Below are 16,094 nucleotides of genomic sequence, written 5' to 3' on the forward strand. Positions count from 1 at the left end.
GATGCAATACCTCAAGGTGCTGTGGAGCCACAACCTGCCTGATGAGCCGATCGAGCTATACAGCGAGATCGACGATGCGGGGTACGAGATCCGCAAGGTGGAGATCTATCGGGACGGGCGTCGGGATTTCGCGGACGGTGAGTCATCCTCGGGAACGACCACGCTCGGGGAAAGTCCGCTTCCGAGCCTGGAGGAGATTGCCGAGCAGGAAGAGTTTTCTCCGTCGCTCATTGAAGGAGTGGTCTTTGAAAGAGTCTGGCGTCAAGTCGTAGGTGACTCCAATGACTCCTGATCACGGGCGCGAGTGACCTTCGGCGCTTGCAGTCTTGATCACTCGGAACCTCGTGTCCTTGATTGCCTGGATTAGAACTCATCCCGAGATCAGGGAAAATTCTGGAAGCCCCGCCGGATTTTGATTCCGCCGGGGCTTCTTGGGTGTCTGACGGCAACGTCAGCGGACGGCAGCAGTGCCAGGTGGGTCGTCGGTGTCGTCGTCGGTCGGGCTGAGGGCGTCGTTGAGGGTTTCGATGGCTTGGCGTTGAAGTCGGAGTCGTACGCGGGCGTAGACGCCGGCGGTGACGCCGATGTGGGCGTGGCCGAGGAGTTCCTTGATCACGACGAGGTCGACGCCTTGTTCCAGGAGCAGGTCGTAGCCGACGGCCGCGACGTGCCCGGCAAGGTCGGGAGCGATGGCCGCCCACCGGTCCCGCAGCGTGGCGCCTGCGGCCGGGAGCTCCCAGGCCCGCTCGGTGACCAGCGCGCCGATCGCCGCTCCGAGGTGCAGCGGCTCGCGCCCGTCCCGGCGCACCACCCTGGTCGGGCGCTCCTGCCGGGTCTTCGCCGGACGGCCACCGTTCTTGCGGGCCTGCGCCATCGCGGCGCGCAGCGCGATGCGGGCCAGGTCGACGCCGGACTTCTCGCCGCCGCTCATGCCTGCCCCCAGATGGTGTGCTCGAGGACCAGGTGGCGCATGCCCGCCAGGCGCTGGGCTCCATCGACCAGCTTGTGGCTGAACAGCCTCCTCGCGGATGTCTCGCCGTACTGGTCGATGGAGGCGAAGACGACGCTGTGGTCCTTGATCGCCCGCACCCGTCAGGCTCTGACCTGGTCAGGGTCAGGTCCTCGAGGACGAGCCCGTGCTCCTGGTCCACGCCGTTGACAGCCGGGATCGACGCGGCGGCCGGGCGCAGCGCGGGCACGACGATCGGTGCCACGGGCTCGGCAGGGGCGGTGACCGGCGGGGCTGCGGCTTTGGCGCCTGCCTTCGCGGCGGCCTTCCGGGTGCGGACCCGCTCCAGCTCCAGCTCGTGGGCCCACGCGCGGGCGGTGACCTGCTGGTGCAGCTGCCGGTCGACTTCCGCGCGGCGCTCTGCCTCGGTGGCGTGCGGCATCGCTGCGCCGACGGCGGCCGTCCACGCGTTGCGCCGGGCCCGGCGATCGACCTGCCGGTCCTCGCACCGCGGGCATGCCTGGCCGGAGTCGAGGAGCACGCCCTCATCGCAGCGGGCGTCGCCGCACTGCTGGCGCTGGGGCAGGTCCCGGGCGATCAGCCAGCCCACCGGGTCCTGGATCGGGCGGCCGGCGAGGCGGCGGTGCCGATGGCGGACAGGCTGCAGGGGCGGACTGGAGGTCGCGGGCGGCCTGGCGGCGCTCAGCAGCTGGCGCAGAGAACTGGAATCGGTCCCCAGCTTCACCGGTCGGTCTGCAGCGCAGACCGTCTTCTTCGGCGGAGGCACGCCTTCCTACCTCTCAGCGGAACACATCATGTCGATCTGCAAGAACCTGTGAGGTGCTGTCGGAAGTCGCCCTGAAACCGAAAGCACCTGCGAACTCCACCCCTCCGTCATCGACGCGCCGGACTACGAGGAGAGACTCGATGCCTTGGCGGAGTCCGGCGTCAACGGTCGGTCTACGGCGTCCCGTCCATGGACGACCAGGTGTTGCGCCAACTCAACTACTCCACCCAAGGTCACCTCCCTCCACACGGTGACGGCCTGCTCATCGCGCTCGGCCACCCGGCGCGTGGGGACCTGCAGGCTGGAACCGAGCCGGTGCATCAGCCGCGTCGCCCCGGACACACCGGAGGAGACGTGGAGCTTCCGGCCCGTCAGCGTGGCCACCCGCGAGGCCGTCCACACCTGGTCCTCCACCCCGCCGTGCGCGGCCGGGTGGAGGACCAGGTACACGGCGAGCTTCTTCGGACAGCGCGGCGACAGGCGGCACCGCGGCCCAGCCGTGCTGCTCGATGCCGGCGCCTCGAGCCCGCCGTCGCGCCACAACTGGTGCCACCGGGCGACCGACTTCGCGTTCATCCGCAGGCGCCGCGGCCACCTCCGACGGCTTGGCGCCTCGCCCGAACAGCTCGGCCGCCTGCACCCGCACCGGCTCCCGGCGCAGCCGTCCCGCGGCGGTCAGCCCGCGCACATCTGCATATCTCACACACCATCGGACCAGCCACCGCTTCGCGTTCATCAGGCACTTCGCACAGATTCACCCTGACGCGCCAAGTCAATAGGGCTCAGAGGAGCGGGAAGGTCAGACGCTGGAACGGGCCACCGATTTGCCACGTGTCCCAGTTACGTCCCTCTTGGCGCGGGGTGAGGACGTTTCCGGACCCGTTTGCCACCGCCATGTACGTCGCGCCGTTGAGAGTGTACTGCTCCCAGCGCTGGATAGGGCTGGAAATGTCGCACGGCCGCATGGTCACGGAGCGCTCCAGGCCGCTCACCTCGGCGGTCATGCACAGGCCGAGCGTCGCAGCGCGGGCGTTGGTGACCTGCGAGGTGAGCGGATTGAAGAACCACTTCTCGGACAGGTCGGTCACCGAGCACGGGTCCATGCGGATCGTGTGCGGCGCATCGCTCTGCGGGTAGGCGCACTCGCCGTACTCGACGCTGCGGATCTGGAACGTCAGCGGCAGCGGACCGGACGACTCCGCGGCCTCCGCGGTGCCCTGCAACGCCCCCGTGAGGACAGCGCACGCCACGACCCCCTTGAAGAGCCGACGCCGCGCCAATTTCTTGAACGAACGCAATATCATTACTTCCTCCACCATCGACACCGCTGCTTGGAGACCGGCACCTCGGAAGCGGTGCCGGCCGAGAGTGGTACCGCCCGTACCCGGGCCACAGTTCACCGGACGACTTCCATCAGAACGAGGAGGTCATCCTCCATAAGACTGGCGGGAATTCGAGGGCGTGTACAGAGATGACTCAGAATATGTGCAAAATTTCTTGCGATGTCAAGAAATAAATAATCATGGAGGCGTGCCTGATGCCGAACCTGATTGTTTGATGTCGGAGCGGCTCGCCTGACGGTGACTGCTGAGCGGAATGCTTTTTTTGCGTGGCCGACTGAGGACGGCTGCCTCTCACAAGATTCTCAGCTGACCCAAAAGCCTGACGTTGGTCACCTATGTTGCCGTCCCGCGCCACACCGTCGAGTTCCTCGCCCGCCTGCCGGCCGCCCGCAGCCGCCGGATCAGCACCCGAGACGCTCTCGGGCTCGGCCCGTTCCGGCAGGCAGCCCTGGTACTGCCCTGGTTCCGCGAGCGCGGCTGCGTGCACTGCCTGGCCCGTGACGCCGACGGCTCCCAGGCCAACCGGCTACCACTACCTGCACGAAGGCAGCGACGTCCTCGCCGGCCAAGCTCTGGACCCGACCGCGGTCCGGAACCGGTGGCAGCGCTGAGGGATGTCGCACGTGCACCGAGGGCGTGGAGGCGGTCCCGCCCTGCCGACCCCACGGAACTCGGCTATCCCGAAGAGTGAGGCACTGCGGTGACCGTCCTGCGGCCGCGTCGTTGGGCAGGGCATCGCGTACATGAGCATCCGCCCCCGACGGATACGTGAACGGCCCCCGGCGGTATCGGTTCCGTGGGCTGCGGGCTGCTGGTGAAGCAGCCCGCAGCCTTCAGAGATACAGCGGACGACTCATGCAGCGCGGGCCGCCCGTGCCTTTCACCAATTCGCTGCCGTCCACCGCTATCGGCTCCACTCCAGCCTGCTTCAGTGCGTTGACCGCTGTTTCCGTCATGTCGTAGCAGACGAGCCGCCGGTTACCCAGGCACAGACAGTTGCACGCCTGCCTGTACAGCGATTCTTCCAGCGAAACAGTGATCACGTTCATTCCTGTGTCGCGCAGCATGCCGATGAGGTCGACGCGTTCGACGTTCCGCCCGTCGAAAGCGGTCGCACTGAGGATGCTGTCCGGGTGCGCGATAGCTACGTCCTCCGCCACCGGCACCAGGCCACCGTCGAGGTTGATACGCCAAGGGGCCAGCTTGACGCCGATGATCTCGTCGACGGCGGACGGGATCATCGCACCCGCAAGATACTCGAGTGTGGGCAGTTGCGTGCGCCGACCATAGCCGATCAGAAGGATCCGCCTTCCTTCCCTGTAGTAAGGGATGACGTCTCCACCCTCCAACACCAGATCATCAGGAAGGCGCAGCACGGGCTCCAGGCCCAGCTCGCGGGCTGCGGCTTCCATGGCGTCTGATTCGGGCCTTCGAATCGGGGCATGCATGTTCCCGGCCACATATTTTCCGGGCAGCCAAGGAATCGTCACGAGAGCGTCCCGGGTGTAGACCTGGTTGGGATTCGTACGCGCCTCCGTGAATACGGATTGCGTGCCCACGAGATCAGAGAGACGGTACACCCGCCCCACGTGACGTTCGACAGCTTCCACAAATGCTTGGTGCTGCCTGCTGAACAGGGCGGGTGTAGGAACTGCTCGAAAGAGATACTGTTCCTGCAGGAGCCGGGCGTCAGTTACAGTAAGCATCCGCTCGAATGCGCCGGCCGCGACGGGGTCGTGCACGATGACCGCATCAGGCGTGACGGCGAATTCGCTCATGTTGCGCGTCGCTGACGAGTGCGGCCCCTCGTTCGGGGAGTTCGGCTCGGATGACGTCACTCGTGATCCTTTCCTCGTCGTGACGACACTGCATGCAGTGTCAGCGTTGCCGTCGTGGATCAGGAGGCGCGCTGCCCGAATTCCAACAGGGATCCCCAACCGGAGGTTCGGGAGGTGATTCCTGCGAGATGTAGCGAGTGCCACAAGGTGACGGCGTTACTGGAGATCACCGGGCGCCCACATTCCTGTTCCAAGGAGGCGAGCAATGCGAGCGTCGGCAAGTTGGTACAGCTGAGGAAGACGGTGTCGGCGTCGTCGGCCTCCGCAAGAGTCTGTCGCACGAGAGCGCGGGTGTGCGCATAGGGAACAGCCGCGATGTGCGTATCGAGGGAGATGCCCATTCCGCGTAGTGCGACGACCTCGTACCCGGAATCTTCCAGGAAGCGCTTCTCCAGTTGGTCTAGGTGAGACGGATAGGGCGTGACAACCGCAAGCTTTCGGGCACCCAGCACCGAAAGGGCGGTCAGAAGAGCGGTGGCGGTCGTCGTTGCCCGCACACCGGCAGCGCGCTCCATGCGGGCAACGAGCATGCCGTCGAATCCAGGGCCGCGAAGGAGACTCCCGAGCGTGCAGGCGAAAGCGATCGTTGCGGCCCCACCATCGGCGAGTTCGCATCCGGCTTCTTCGAGGCGGTTGCTGTCCACCATGCGTCCCAGCGCACTGGCGGACACCTCGCCCGACGGGAGGCGCATGCGAGTGAACAAGGGGCCCGTGTTCGCGGGTAGCACCGCGGGAATCTCCGCACTCAGAGCCACCGAGGTGCTCAGCTCGATGAACCCGAGCCAGGTCAGCGCGGCCCACGGCGGCCCCGAGTGTCCTCCTGATGCCGGCATCTCACTCCTTCGCCTCGGCGCTGCCTTTGGCGCTGGCGTTCCGCTCCGGATCCCGCTGACTGTGCGTTCGGGGTCTGCGGATCAGACGAGCTGGATACCCACACTTCCGTGGGCGCTGACGGGCGTGTACTGCTCGGTGCCCGGGAAGACGGCGTCGTAGCCGGCGGTCAGCGCCGCGACGAGGGGGACACCGACAGGTATCCGGGTCGTGCACTGCGCGACGCCGTTGGTGTCCGTGTAGGCGGTGCAGAGCTCATAGCGTTCTCCGCTGGTCTCGAAGGTGATGAGGAGCCCTGAGACAGGAGCGTTGTCGCTGATGCGGTTGATCTGGACGCGCAGGCCGGTCACTTCCCTGCTCAGCACACTGGCAACCGCGTAGTTGGCCTCTGCCCGCAGGGGCTGGGGATCGGAGGCAGTGGAACCTGGTGGTGCAGCCGCGATTACCCCGGCCAGGGCGGTAGCTACCAGGAACATGCCGAGACTGCGCTTCATGACCACTCCTCAGCGAGCCGTCCTGTGCGGCGTGGCATGGACTGTGCGGCCAGCCGCATCCGTGTCTTCCAGCATCTACTCGGGGCTGCGAGGACCGCCATAGGCACAAAGGATGGCGTGCGCAGCCCATTGTTGGACTACCTCCGGTGGCCGTGCGCCAGCAGCGCCGACGGTGACGCGAAGCGGTTCTCGTCCTGCGTTCCGGCCCCCGGCGGCCCGGCGCGACATAGGTTCTTCGCTGGCTGCCCTCATGAGCGGAAACCGTGGTCCGGCCGGAGGGGCCCACGGCTCGTTGGTGACGACGCCGGAACGGGAGGTGAGACCGGTCGGGCTGGAGCAGGCGCCGAGGTCGGCGTTGGCGAACACGGTGACGATGAGGATGTCGTCCCCGGCGTACAGTCCGCTGGTGATGTCACCGGTGAGGGTCAGTACGGTGGTCCCCGAGGTGCCCGGGCTGAGCGCCGTCGTGTAGGTGTAGGAACTGGTCGCGTACGGGCTGCCGGACACGGTCGCCCAGTCGATGGTGGACGAGCCGGACGTCGGGGACTGCAGCAGGGCGCAGCTGAGCGTTGAACGTTCCGGTTCCCCCGCCGGTGATGGTGCCACGCAGCAGCAGGGGTGTGTCGAGGTCGGTGCTGACGCAGTCCATGGTGATGGTGCCCTGCACGGTGACCACGGCCGGAGTGTTGGTCAGGTCCGGTTGTTAGGTCGTGGTGTTGCTGCCCGTGCAGGTGGCGCCGAGCACGTCGTCCGCGGCACTCACCGGTGCGGCGGCGAGGAAGAGCAGGAGAACGCCGGTCAGGAGAGCCGACAAGCGGCGGTGAACGCTCGTCAGTGCCATGCTCTGCCTCTCGGTGTTCCGCTCCTTCGGGTCGGTTGTCGCGAGAGACACCGTGCTCGTCTCCGCCCACTCCTCGGGATGCGCAGAGTCCGCGCACTCCTGCCTTCACCAGTGAGCAGCCCATGGACCCGTCCGCAAGCGGGCGTGCCGTCACCACGCCATGCGCACCGGCACGCGCATTTCACACGGGGAGTGCACGACCGGGGGAGAGTGCGTGCCCCCCGAAGGGGTCATGTACAGGGTGCTTTCGAGGGCCAACGCTGGCTGCACACCGGAGGTGCAAGGGCTTTGCCGCGCATCCCTTCCGCTCGACCGTCGGGTGTTCCGCCGCGCAAGGTCCTGCCCACCGGACTGTTGCGTCCGCAAGTCCGGAAAGGAAGTGTCTTCATGTACATACGTCGCTGTACCGCCGTCCTGACGGCTGCTGTCCTCATGGCCCTGGGGCTGGCGACATCCAGCGCGGCCGCGGCCCCCGCCGGGCTCCTCGACGTCACCTGCGCCGGCAGCCAGACCAGCACTTACTCGCCGCCACTGACGCTGACCGCCCAGGCGTCGACGACCACCGCCTCGACCCAGTACGGCCCCTGCGTCTCCCTCACCCAGCCGAACGTCACGACGGGCTCCCGCAGCGCGTCCATCTCCTACCCCAGCCGCACCTGCCTCGACCTGCTGGACAGCCAGACCGTCACCTTCACCATCACCTGGAACACCGGACAGACCTCGACCGTCTCGGGCAACGCCACCACCACCGTCGTCGGAGCAACCCTCACCGTCACCATCACCGGCAACGTGACCTCCGGCCTCTTCGCCGGCTCCAGCCTGGTGCAGATCAACGAAGGGCCTGCCACCGACATCACGCTCTGCACCCTGGGGCTGGGTTCGGTCTCCAGCATCTACTCCCTGGTGGCCCTGGAGATCACTTCCGTCCAGTGATTCGGCATGCGTCCGCGCGCGGGCGCATGCCGGTCGCGGATGCGGTCGTCCTGTGACCGGAAGGGACGGATCACGGATACGAGGCAGGCGGGCCGGGGTCGCCGGACCGGGGTTGGGGCGTACCCGGGGGTGACGAAGGTCCGCGCGGCGCTAGCGTTGCCCCATGAGCAGCAGCACCGCGAGGCGGGACCGGGAACGACTGGTGGTCATCGGCGGCGACGCGGCGGGCATGTCCGCCGCCTCGCAGGCACGTCGGATGAAGGACCCCGGCGAGCTGGAGATCGTCGCGTTCGAGCGGGGCCACTTCTCGTCCTACTCGGCGTGCGGCATCCCGTACTGGGTCGGCGGCGAGGTGGCCGAACGCGACGCGCTGATCGCGCGCTCCCCGGAGGAGCACCGCGCCCGCGACATCGACCTGCGGATGCGGACCGAGGTCACCGAGATCGACGTCGACGGCTCCCGGGTCCGCGCCCGTGAGCTGGACGGCGGCGAGGAGTACTGGACGTCGTACGACAAGCTGGTGATCGCCACCGGCGCCACCCCGCTCCGGCCGGCGCTCCCCGGCATCGACCTGCCCGGCGTGCACGGCGTGCAGACCCTGGACGACGGCCAGGCCCTCCTCGACACCCTGGCGGGCACCACCGGCCGTCGCGCGGTGGTGGTCGGCGCCGGCTACATCGGCGTCGAGATGGCCGAGGCGATGATCAACCGCGGTTTCGAGGTCACGGTGGTCAACCGGGGCAAGGAGCCGATGTCCACCCTCGACCCGGACATGGGCCGGATGGTGCACACCGCCATGGAGGGCCTCGGCATCACCATGGTGAACGACACCGACGTCACCGCCGTCCTGGTCGGCGCCGACGGACGGGCCCGCGGAGTGGTGGCCGGCGACCGCGAGTTCCCGGCGGACGTGGTGATCCTCGGCATCGGGGTCCGGCCGGAGACAGCCCTGGCCCGGGCGGCCGGTCTCCCGCTCGGCGCGAGCGGCGGCCTGCTCACCGACCTCGCCATGCGGGTCCGCGGCCACGAGAACATCTGGGCCGGCGGCGACTGCGTGGAGGTCCTCAACCTGGTCTCCGGCCAGCAGCAGCACGTCGCCCTCGGCACCCATGCCAACAAGCACGGGCAGGTGATCGGCTCCAACGTGGGCGGCGGCTACGCCACCTTCCCCGGCGTGGTCGGCACCGCCGTGAGCAAGGTCTGCGACCTGGAGATCGCCCGCACCGGCCTGCGCGAGAAGGACGCCCGGCGGGTCGGCATGCGGTTCCGCACCGTGACCGTCGAGTCGACCAGCCGGGCCGGCTACTACCCGGGCGCCTCCCCCATGACGGTGAAGATGATGGCCGAGGAGCGCACCGGGAAGCTGCTGGGGGTGCAGATCGTGGGCCGGGAGGGCGCCGCCAAACGGGTGGACGTGGCCGCGGTGGCGCTGACCGCCGGGATGACGGTGGAGCGGATGACCGCCCTGGACCTGGGGTACGCGCCGCCGTTCTCCCCCGTGTGGGACCCGGTGCTGGTGGCGGCCCGCAAGGCGGCCGCGGCGGTGCGCCCGCACGACGCCTGACCCTGCCCCTGCCCCTGACCCTGACCCTGTCGCCCGCCCGCCGCCGCCTTCCGTGTCTGAACCGGCGGGCGGCGGGCACACCTGATCACGTGGTGATCCCGGTACACGACATCAACCCGGCGCGGCGCGTCCCCTGGGTGCTGTACGCGCTGATCGCGGCCAACGTGGTCGTCTTCCTGCTCACGCCCGGCACCACCGGGTCGCTGACCGGGAACGTCCCGCTGGGCGAGCTGTGCCGGCTGGAGGCGTTCCTGGACCGGTTCGCCGTGGTGCCCCGGGAGCTGATCCTCGACCGGATGCCGCGCCTGGTCCCGACCGGCGAGACCGGGGTGGGGCCGGAGGGCGCGGGCTGCGTGGTGGCTCCGCCGGGCTACGCGAAGTCGCCCGAGCTGAGCGTGCTGTCGGCGATGTTCCTGCACGGCGGCTGGCTGCACCTGCTGGGCAACATGCTCTTCCTGTGGATCTTCGGCGACAACGTCGAGGACCGGATGGGCCACTGGCGGTTCGCGCTTTTCTACCTGGTCTGCGGCTACGCCGCCTCGTACGGCTTCGCGCTCACCGACCCGGATTCGGCGAGCCCGCTGATCGGTGCCTCCGGCGCGGTCGCCGGCGTCCTCGGCGCGTACCTGGTCCTGTATCCCCGGGCCCGGGTCTGGGCCCTGGTCCCGTTCCTGATCTTCCTGCCGCTGCGTCTGCCGGCCTGGCTGGTGCTGGGCCTCTGGTTCGTGCTGCAGGCCGCGTACTCGGCCGGTCAGGGCGTCTCCCAGGCGGGCACGGTGGCTTACGTCGCGCACGTCATCGGCTTCGCCCTGGGCATGCTCCTGGCCTGGCCGCTCAAGGCGGGCACCGTGCCGCCGCCCGAGCCGCCGGGCCTGCTGTACGGCCGGCAGGCGCGGCACGCCCGTCGCCCGTGGACCCAGCCCTGACCTGCCGCTGCCCCTGACCTGTCGTCACCGCCCCGCCGTGGCCCGGTCGGCCTCCGCCGTGGGGCGCTCCAGGCCCAGGTGGTCCCGGAGCGTGGGGCCCTCGTACGCGGCGCGGTACACACCGCGCCGCTGGAGCAGCGGCACCACTTGGTCGACGAACTGGTCCAGCCCGTCCGGCGCGAGGAGCGGCGTCAGCACGAACCCGTCGGCGGCCCCGGCCCGCACGTACGCGTCGAGGGCGGCGGCGAGCGAGGCGGGGGTGCCGGCCAGGCAGGGGCGCGGCGCGGTCCCCCGGCCGTGCGCGGCGCGCTTCCCGCGGGCCTCGTCCTCGGTCTCCCCCAGGACGAACGCGGCCACGGCCATCACCTTCAGCGCGCCGGGCGGGCGGCCGTACCGGGTGAGACGCCGCCCGAGGTCCGTGCGCAGGGCGCGGCCCGCCTCCTCGTCCGTGTGTCCGGTGAGGACGACGTCGGCGGTGCGGGCGACGGATTCGCGGGCCGCAGCGTCGGACCCGGCGCCGCGGATGACGACCGGGTGGCCCTGGGGCGAGGACGGCAGCGCGGGCCGGGCCGTGAGGTCGAACCAGGGCCCGCTGTGCCGCACGGTGCGGGGCGCGGAACCGGGCGGCCAGGCGCGCCAGAGGGCCCGGGTGACCTCGACGCACTCGTCGGCGCGGTCCGGGCGCCCGTCGTCGGGCATGCCGGCCTCCGCGAGCGGGGTCCGGCCCACGGGTCCGGCCTCCGTCGGGGAGGGCGGGCCCACGTGCCAGGCGGCGCGTCCGCCGGAGAGGTGGTCCAGCGAGGCCAGGCAGCGGGCGAGTTCGCGCGGTTCGCCGTCCGCCGCGTCGACCGTGGCGGCCAGGCCCAGGTGGCCGGTGACGGCGGCGAGGGCGTTCAGCACGGTCAGCGACGCGCAGCCGCTCCCGTCGTCGGCCCCCGGGCGCAGGTGCTGGTCCAGCAGGAGGAAGTCGAACCGGCCGCGTTCCGCGGTGTGCGCCAGGTGCCGGACGGAGGCGAAGCCGTTGCGGCCCCCCGCGTCGGGCGCGCCGGGGAGGTAGGCGGCCAGGTGGACGCGCCGGGGTGGCGCGGCAGCACCGGGGGCGGTCACCGCACGGCTCCCGCCGTGCGAAGGGCGGGAGCAGGGGCGGGAGCAGGGGCGAGAGCGGGAGCGGGTGCTGGAGCGGGGGCGAGGGCGGGTGCTGGAGCGAGGGCGGGTGCTGGAGCGAGGGCGGGGGCGGCGGCGGGGGCCGCGCGGTCGGGCAGGCGGAGGTGGTCGCGGAGGGTGCGCCCGGCGTAGCCGGTGTAGCCGGCGCGGAACACGCCGCGGGCCCGCAGCGCCGGCACCAGGCCGTGCACCACGGCGGGCAGGTCGGTGGCGGGCGAGGCGGGGACCAGGTGGAAGCCGTCCACCTGGCTCTCGGCGCGCAGGTCGTCGAGCCGGGCGGCCAGGGCGGTGGCGGCTCCGGTGAGCCGGTGGCCCGCGGGCGGCAGGGTGCCGGTGCCGCCGTTGAGCGCCACGGCGACCCGGAGCAGGATCCGCAGCTCCTCGGGGGCCCGGCCGGCCTCCCGCGCGCCGTGCTCCAGGCGCTGCCGCGCCGACCGGGCGGTGGCGGGCCGGTCGGCGTCCAGCAGGACGACGTCGGCCTCCCGCGCGGACAGCTCCCAGCGCCCGGCGGGGTCGTCGTGGCGGAGCGCCACCACGGCGGGCGCCGGTTCCCGCGGCGTGCGGTGCCCGTCCTCCTCGGCGCGGGCCTCGACCGGGCGGCCCGCCCGGCCCTCGCTGACGAGGTCGAGTCCGGCCAGGGCGGCGAGGGCGCGGGACGGCCCGGTGGGGGCCAGGGGCACCAGACCCAGCCCGCGGGTGAGGGGGGCGACGCACGCGAGGACGGCCACCGGGTCGAGGCCGCCGGGGTCGGACGTGCGCGGTGGCGGCGGGGCGTCGCCGAGGGTGACGAAGTCGAGCGCGCCCTCCTCGGCGAGGGCGGCCAGGGCCGTCCAGTGGGCAGCGGTGAGCGAGGCGGCGGTGTGACCGCCGGTACCGTCGAGTGCGACGGACAGATGGAGTTCGCGGGGCATGGCCTCAGGTCCTCGAAGGCGTGACGGCATGGTGCGTCGGACGGGGCGGGGCTGCGGCGGCGGCGACGCGAGCACGCGGTGAGCGCACGGTGAGCACACGCTGAGGGGAACGGCCCGTGACGGGGTCACCGGAAAGAGGTCACCGGGAACGGAGCCGGGTCACCGGGAAGGGGTGGGGGCCGGTCGGACGGCCCGCTGCCGCGTCAGGCGCAACACGCCGCGGACCACACCCGACCGAAGTCGATGTGGTCACGCGTGACCAGGCGCGGCTGGGCGTTCATGCGGTTCATTCAGCAGCAGCGGCGACGGTTCGTCAAGCCGGGGACCGCATGCCGGACATCCCTCAACTCGGCCGGAAAACACGCCCGTTGACGCATCCGGTCAGGCGTCCGCCGCACCGTCGACGCCCACACGGACGCCCCCACTCCGTCCCGTCCCGTGAGACAGGCGTGTCCATCATGCGACACGCCTCTTGGTGCGGTGGCCGGTTTCTGCCACGATCCCCTCAGTCAGGCGGCATCCGACGTCGAACGAGGGGGGACCATGCGCACCTGTGACCGCGCGGCCCTGTCGTTCGTCCTGCTGACCTCGCGCCGGCACGTCGATCTCGGCCGCACCTCGAGCGCCATCTGTCGCTCCGTCTGAGCCGTCCGGGGAACTCCCTCCGCGACGGCCGCACCGCCCCGTTCCGGGCGTCCGCACCACCCGTGCCCTGTTTCCCCGCTCCCTGAGCCACCACGGCCTTCTCCGCCGTCGTCGCCCCGGCCGAGCGGGATGTCGGCGAACCCGCTTCCGGGTCCTCGCCCGGCGTTCCACGCCTTGTCGATCCACTCCTTCCCGAGAGGACACCTCCGTGTCTGCCCTCCGACCGCTCGGCGCCCTGCGCGCCCTCGCCGTCATCACCGCGCTCCCCCTCCTCCTCACCGCCTGCGGGTACGGCTCCGACTCCGCCGACGACGGCAAGAAGGAGCAGGTCGCCTCGGACGCGAAGAAGCTCTCCGTCGACGAGGTGCGGATCGGCTACTTCCCCAACCTGACCCACGCCACCGCCCTGGTGGGCGTCCAGGAGGGCCTGCTCCAGAAGGAGTTGGGCGGCACCACGATCAAGGCGTCGACCTTCAACGCCGGCCCGTCGGAGATCGAGGCGCTGAACGCCGGCTCCATCGACATCGGCTGGATCGGCCCCTCCCCCGCGATCAACGGCTACACCAAGTCCCTGGGCAAGAGCCTGCGGATCATCAGCGGTTCCGCCTCGGGCGGCGTGAAGCTGGTCGTCAACCCGGACCGGATCAAGAGCCTGAAGGACGTCAAGGGCAAGCGGATCGCGACGCCGCAGCACGGCAACACCCAGGACGTCGCCTTCCTCAACTGGGTGGCGGAGCAGGGCTGGAAGGTCGACGCGGAGAGCGGCAAGGGCGACGTGTCCGTCTTCCGCACCGACAACAAGATCACCCCGGACGCCTACAAGTCCGGCTCCATCGACGGCGCCTGGGTGCCCGAGCCGACCGCCTCCAAGCTGGTCGCCGAGGGCGCCGAGGTACTGCTCGACGAGGCCGACCTGTGGCCGGACAAGAAGTTCGTCATCACCAACATCATCGTGTCGCAGAAGTTCCTGAAGGAGCACCCGGACGTGGTCGAGGCCGTCCTGCGGGGCTCGGTCCGGACGAACGAGTGGATCAACGCCAACCCCGACGAGGCGAAGGCCTCGGCCAACACGGCGCTCAAGGAACTGACCGGCAAGGACCTGCCGGCCGAGGTCATCGACCCCGCCTGGAAGTCCATCGCCTTCCTCGACGACCCGCTGGCCGCCACGCTCGACGCCCAGGCGGAGCACGCGGTGAAGGCCGGGCTGCTCGAAGAGCCGTCGCTGGAGGGCATCTACGACCTCACCGTGCTCAACAAGGTGCTCCAGGCGGAGGGCAAGGGGAGCGTCGAGGACGCCGGACTGGGCGCCCGGTAGGGGCAGCGGTCCGCGCCACGCGTGCGTAGCCGGGCCGGGGATTCCCCGCCCTGACGCGGCGCCGACATGCCCCCGGGCCGGGAGCGTGTCGGCGCCGCGCCCTATCGTCGGCGCCATGAGTGAGCCGACCTCCGCCCCCTCGTTGCTGCCCCTGGCCTCCTTCTCCACCTGGGCGCCCCTGTTGCGCGCCTGGACGGAGGGGAGGGGCGCCGGGGCGGACCAGGTCCTGCACCTGGCCGGTGCCGTCGGCCGTGACCGGGTGCGCGCGTCCGGCGGGGTGCCGCCGCACGCACGTGACTCGGCCGCCTCGCTGGAGGCGGTCGAGCGGGTGCGTGCGGCGCTCACCGCCGCCGCGGCGGAGTCCGTCACCTTCTCCGCCCGGATCTCCCCGTCGGGCCGGACCCGGCTGCGCCTCAGCGGCCCCGACGCCTCCAGGGAGGGCACGTCGGACCACGGGGCGCTGGTCCTGGTCGAGGACGCCGTGCCCGAACCGTGGCGCCGGCTGCCCGAGGTGTACCCGGAGGCCGGACGTCCCGCCGCGGACCCGGCCGGGGTGGAACGGTGGCTGCTGGAGCGGCTGCCCGGGGCGGCCGGCGCCCGCGACGAGGAGTTCGCCGCCGCCGAGGCACGCCTCGGTCAGCCGCTCCCCGCCGAACTGCGGTCCCTGTACCGGGTGGTGGGCACCCGGCGGGAGGACTGGGACACGGCGATGTACGAGGCGGTCCCCTGGGAACTCCTCCCCCTGGACAAGGTCCACGTCGCCGACGCCGCGTTCCGGTCGGCGCGCTGGCAGGTCGCCGCCCTGCGGGCCGTCGTCACCCCGCCCGGCGCCGCCGTCCAGGGGCTCGTCGGCTCCCCCGGCTGGATCGTCTTCGGTGAGGACGGCTGCGGCGACCTCCTGGCCGTGGACCTGACTCCCGGCCCCGGCGGCCGAGCCGGGCAGATCGTGGCGCTGCCCCTCGACGAGCCCGCCGGAGCACACCTGGTCGCGGACTGTCTGCTGGACCTCCTGCGCGGCACCGAACCGCACTGCGACGAACCACGGGGCGCCGAGCAGCGCGGCGGCTCCGCCGCCGGGGACCGGGAGCGGGACCGGGTGGTGGCCCGCCTCGACGCCTGGAACCGGCGCGGTGTCGCGGACGTGGCGGGCCCCGAGCTGGAGGTGCTGTGCGTGAGCCTCCCGGACGGGCCGCCGGCCGACCTCGCGCCGCTGGCCGGACTGCCGCGCCTGCGGACGCTCAGCGCCCTGCCCGGCACCCTCGCGGACCCCCGGCAGATCGGCGCGCTCTCCGGGCTGGAGTACCTGGAGCTCGGCCCCGCGGAGTGGCGGACGCTCCTGGACGCCGGCGCCGTCCCGCGCGGTCTCGCCGCGGCCAGGATCATCACCCAGGGCCTCGACGAGCCCGGGCCGCCGGTCGCCCTCTCCAACGAGATCCTGGCCCTGTGGGGCCGCCCCCCGCTCGTCCGCGCCGTCGTCGACGGAGACCTGGGACCGCTGCCTCAGCCGGGCGTCCCCGGCGTCACCAGGCCCGACCAGCCCGACTCGTAGGCCG

At 71.1% G+C, this 16,094-nt stretch carries 16 protein-coding genes and 2 pseudogenes; 7 read left to right on the top strand and 11 right to left on the bottom strand.

From position 1 onward, the window contains the following. Nucleotide 1 precedes the first annotated feature (1 nt). On the top strand, nt 2-292 hold the full coding sequence (locus ACWD3O_RS22040) for a DUF6881 domain-containing protein (RefSeq protein ID WP_451417052.1): 291 nt from the start codon (nt 2-4) through the stop codon (nt 290-292). A 159-nt stretch (nt 293-451) separates the two neighbouring features. Here the strand turns inward: ACWD3O_RS22040 and ACWD3O_RS22045 are convergent. The 9 genes and pseudogenes from ACWD3O_RS22045 to ACWD3O_RS22085 form a co-directional block, all read right to left on the bottom strand. Beyond that, nucleotides 452-646, bottom strand: a pseudogene (locus ACWD3O_RS22045) (site-specific integrase); the annotation flags it as partial. 281 nt (nt 647-927) lie between these two features. Next, nucleotides 928-1,089, bottom strand: coding sequence for a hypothetical protein (locus ACWD3O_RS22050; RefSeq protein ID WP_451417053.1), 162 nt, complete (start codon nt 1,087-1,089; stop codon nt 928-930). Nucleotides 1,090-1,966: 877 nt separating this feature from the next. Then, nucleotides 1,967-2,439: pseudogene (locus tag ACWD3O_RS22055) on the bottom strand (winged helix-turn-helix domain-containing protein); the annotation flags it as partial. A gap of 79 nt (nt 2,440-2,518) precedes the next feature. Further along, entirely contained in the window at nt 2,519-3,055 is a 537-nt protein-coding gene (locus tag ACWD3O_RS22060; RefSeq protein ID WP_451417054.1) for a hypothetical protein, read from the bottom strand. An 857-nt stretch (nt 3,056-3,912) separates the two neighbouring features. Continuing rightward, nucleotides 3,913-4,917 (bottom strand): dimethylarginine dimethylaminohydrolase family protein, encoded by a 1,005-nt coding sequence (locus ACWD3O_RS22065; RefSeq protein WP_451417055.1) that lies wholly within the window; start codon nt 4,915-4,917, stop codon nt 3,913-3,915. Between the two features lie 59 nt (nt 4,918-4,976). Continuing rightward, nucleotides 4,977-5,750: a maleate cis-trans isomerase family protein gene (locus ACWD3O_RS22070; protein WP_451417056.1), complete on the bottom strand. Its 774-nt coding sequence runs from the start codon at nt 5,748-5,750 to the stop codon at nt 4,977-4,979. Between the two features lie 81 nt (nt 5,751-5,831). Beyond that, nucleotides 5,832-6,242, bottom strand: a complete 411-nt coding sequence (locus ACWD3O_RS22075) for a hypothetical protein (protein ID WP_451417057.1) — start codon at nt 6,240-6,242, stop codon at nt 5,832-5,834. A gap of 412 nt (nt 6,243-6,654) precedes the next feature. Next, the gene (locus tag ACWD3O_RS22080; RefSeq protein WP_451417058.1) at nt 6,655-6,918 is read right to left on the bottom strand and encodes a hypothetical protein; all 264 of its coding nucleotides are present in this window, start codon (nt 6,916-6,918) and stop codon (nt 6,655-6,657) included. A gap of 27 nt (nt 6,919-6,945) precedes the next feature. Further along, the gene (locus ACWD3O_RS22085) at nt 6,946-7,134 is read right to left on the bottom strand and encodes a hypothetical protein (protein ID WP_451409435.1); all 189 of its coding nucleotides are present in this window, start codon (nt 7,132-7,134) and stop codon (nt 6,946-6,948) included. A 336-nt stretch (nt 7,135-7,470) separates the two neighbouring features. Between ACWD3O_RS22085 and ACWD3O_RS22090 the strand changes: the two genes are divergently transcribed. From ACWD3O_RS22090 to ACWD3O_RS22100, 3 genes are all read left to right on the top strand, one after another. Then, nucleotides 7,471-8,016 (top strand): hypothetical protein, encoded by a 546-nt coding sequence (locus ACWD3O_RS22090; protein WP_451417059.1) that lies wholly within the window; start codon nt 7,471-7,473, stop codon nt 8,014-8,016. A 163-nt stretch (nt 8,017-8,179) separates the two neighbouring features. Further along, nucleotides 8,180-9,580 carry an FAD-dependent oxidoreductase gene (locus ACWD3O_RS22095; protein WP_451417060.1) on the top strand — a complete coding sequence of 467 codons (1,401 nt, stop codon included), beginning with the start codon at nt 8,180-8,182 and terminating at the stop codon, nt 9,578-9,580. 89 nt (nt 9,581-9,669) lie between these two features. Further along, the gene (locus ACWD3O_RS22100; RefSeq protein WP_451409432.1) at nt 9,670-10,506 is read left to right on the top strand and encodes a rhomboid family intramembrane serine protease; all 837 of its coding nucleotides are present in this window, start codon (nt 9,670-9,672) and stop codon (nt 10,504-10,506) included. A gap of 24 nt (nt 10,507-10,530) precedes the next feature. On the opposite strand, the gene ACWD3O_RS22105 is transcribed toward ACWD3O_RS22100, so the two are convergent. Next, complete coding sequence (locus ACWD3O_RS22105; protein WP_451417061.1) at nt 10,531-11,613, bottom strand: LLM class flavin-dependent oxidoreductase; 1,083 nt, start codon at nt 11,611-11,613, stop codon at nt 10,531-10,533. Then, nucleotides 11,610-12,581: an LLM class flavin-dependent oxidoreductase gene (locus tag ACWD3O_RS22110; protein ID WP_451417062.1), complete on the bottom strand. Its 972-nt coding sequence runs from the start codon at nt 12,579-12,581 to the stop codon at nt 11,610-11,612. Before ACWD3O_RS22110 ends, ACWD3O_RS22105 begins: the two co-directional genes overlap by 4 nt. A gap of 543 nt (nt 12,582-13,124) precedes the next feature. Between ACWD3O_RS22110 and ACWD3O_RS22115 the strand changes: the two genes are divergently transcribed. The 3 genes from ACWD3O_RS22115 to ACWD3O_RS22125 all read left to right on the top strand — a co-directional run bounded on the left by ACWD3O_RS22115 (nt 13,125) and on the right by ACWD3O_RS22125 (nt 16,090). Then, complete coding sequence (locus ACWD3O_RS22115; RefSeq protein ID WP_451409429.1) at nt 13,125-13,226, top strand: putative leader peptide; 102 nt, start codon at nt 13,125-13,127, stop codon at nt 13,224-13,226. A gap of 208 nt (nt 13,227-13,434) precedes the next feature. Continuing rightward, nucleotides 13,435-14,541, top strand: a complete 1,107-nt coding sequence (locus tag ACWD3O_RS22120) for an ABC transporter substrate-binding protein (protein WP_451417063.1) — start codon at nt 13,435-13,437, stop codon at nt 14,539-14,541. A 115-nt stretch (nt 14,542-14,656) separates the two neighbouring features. Beyond that, on the top strand, nt 14,657-16,090 hold the full coding sequence (locus ACWD3O_RS22125) for an SMI1/KNR4 family protein (protein WP_451417064.1): 1,434 nt from the start codon (nt 14,657-14,659) through the stop codon (nt 16,088-16,090). Nucleotides 16,091-16,094: the final 4 nt, after the last annotated feature.

The organism is Streptomyces sp. NPDC002640, assembly GCF_053592575.1.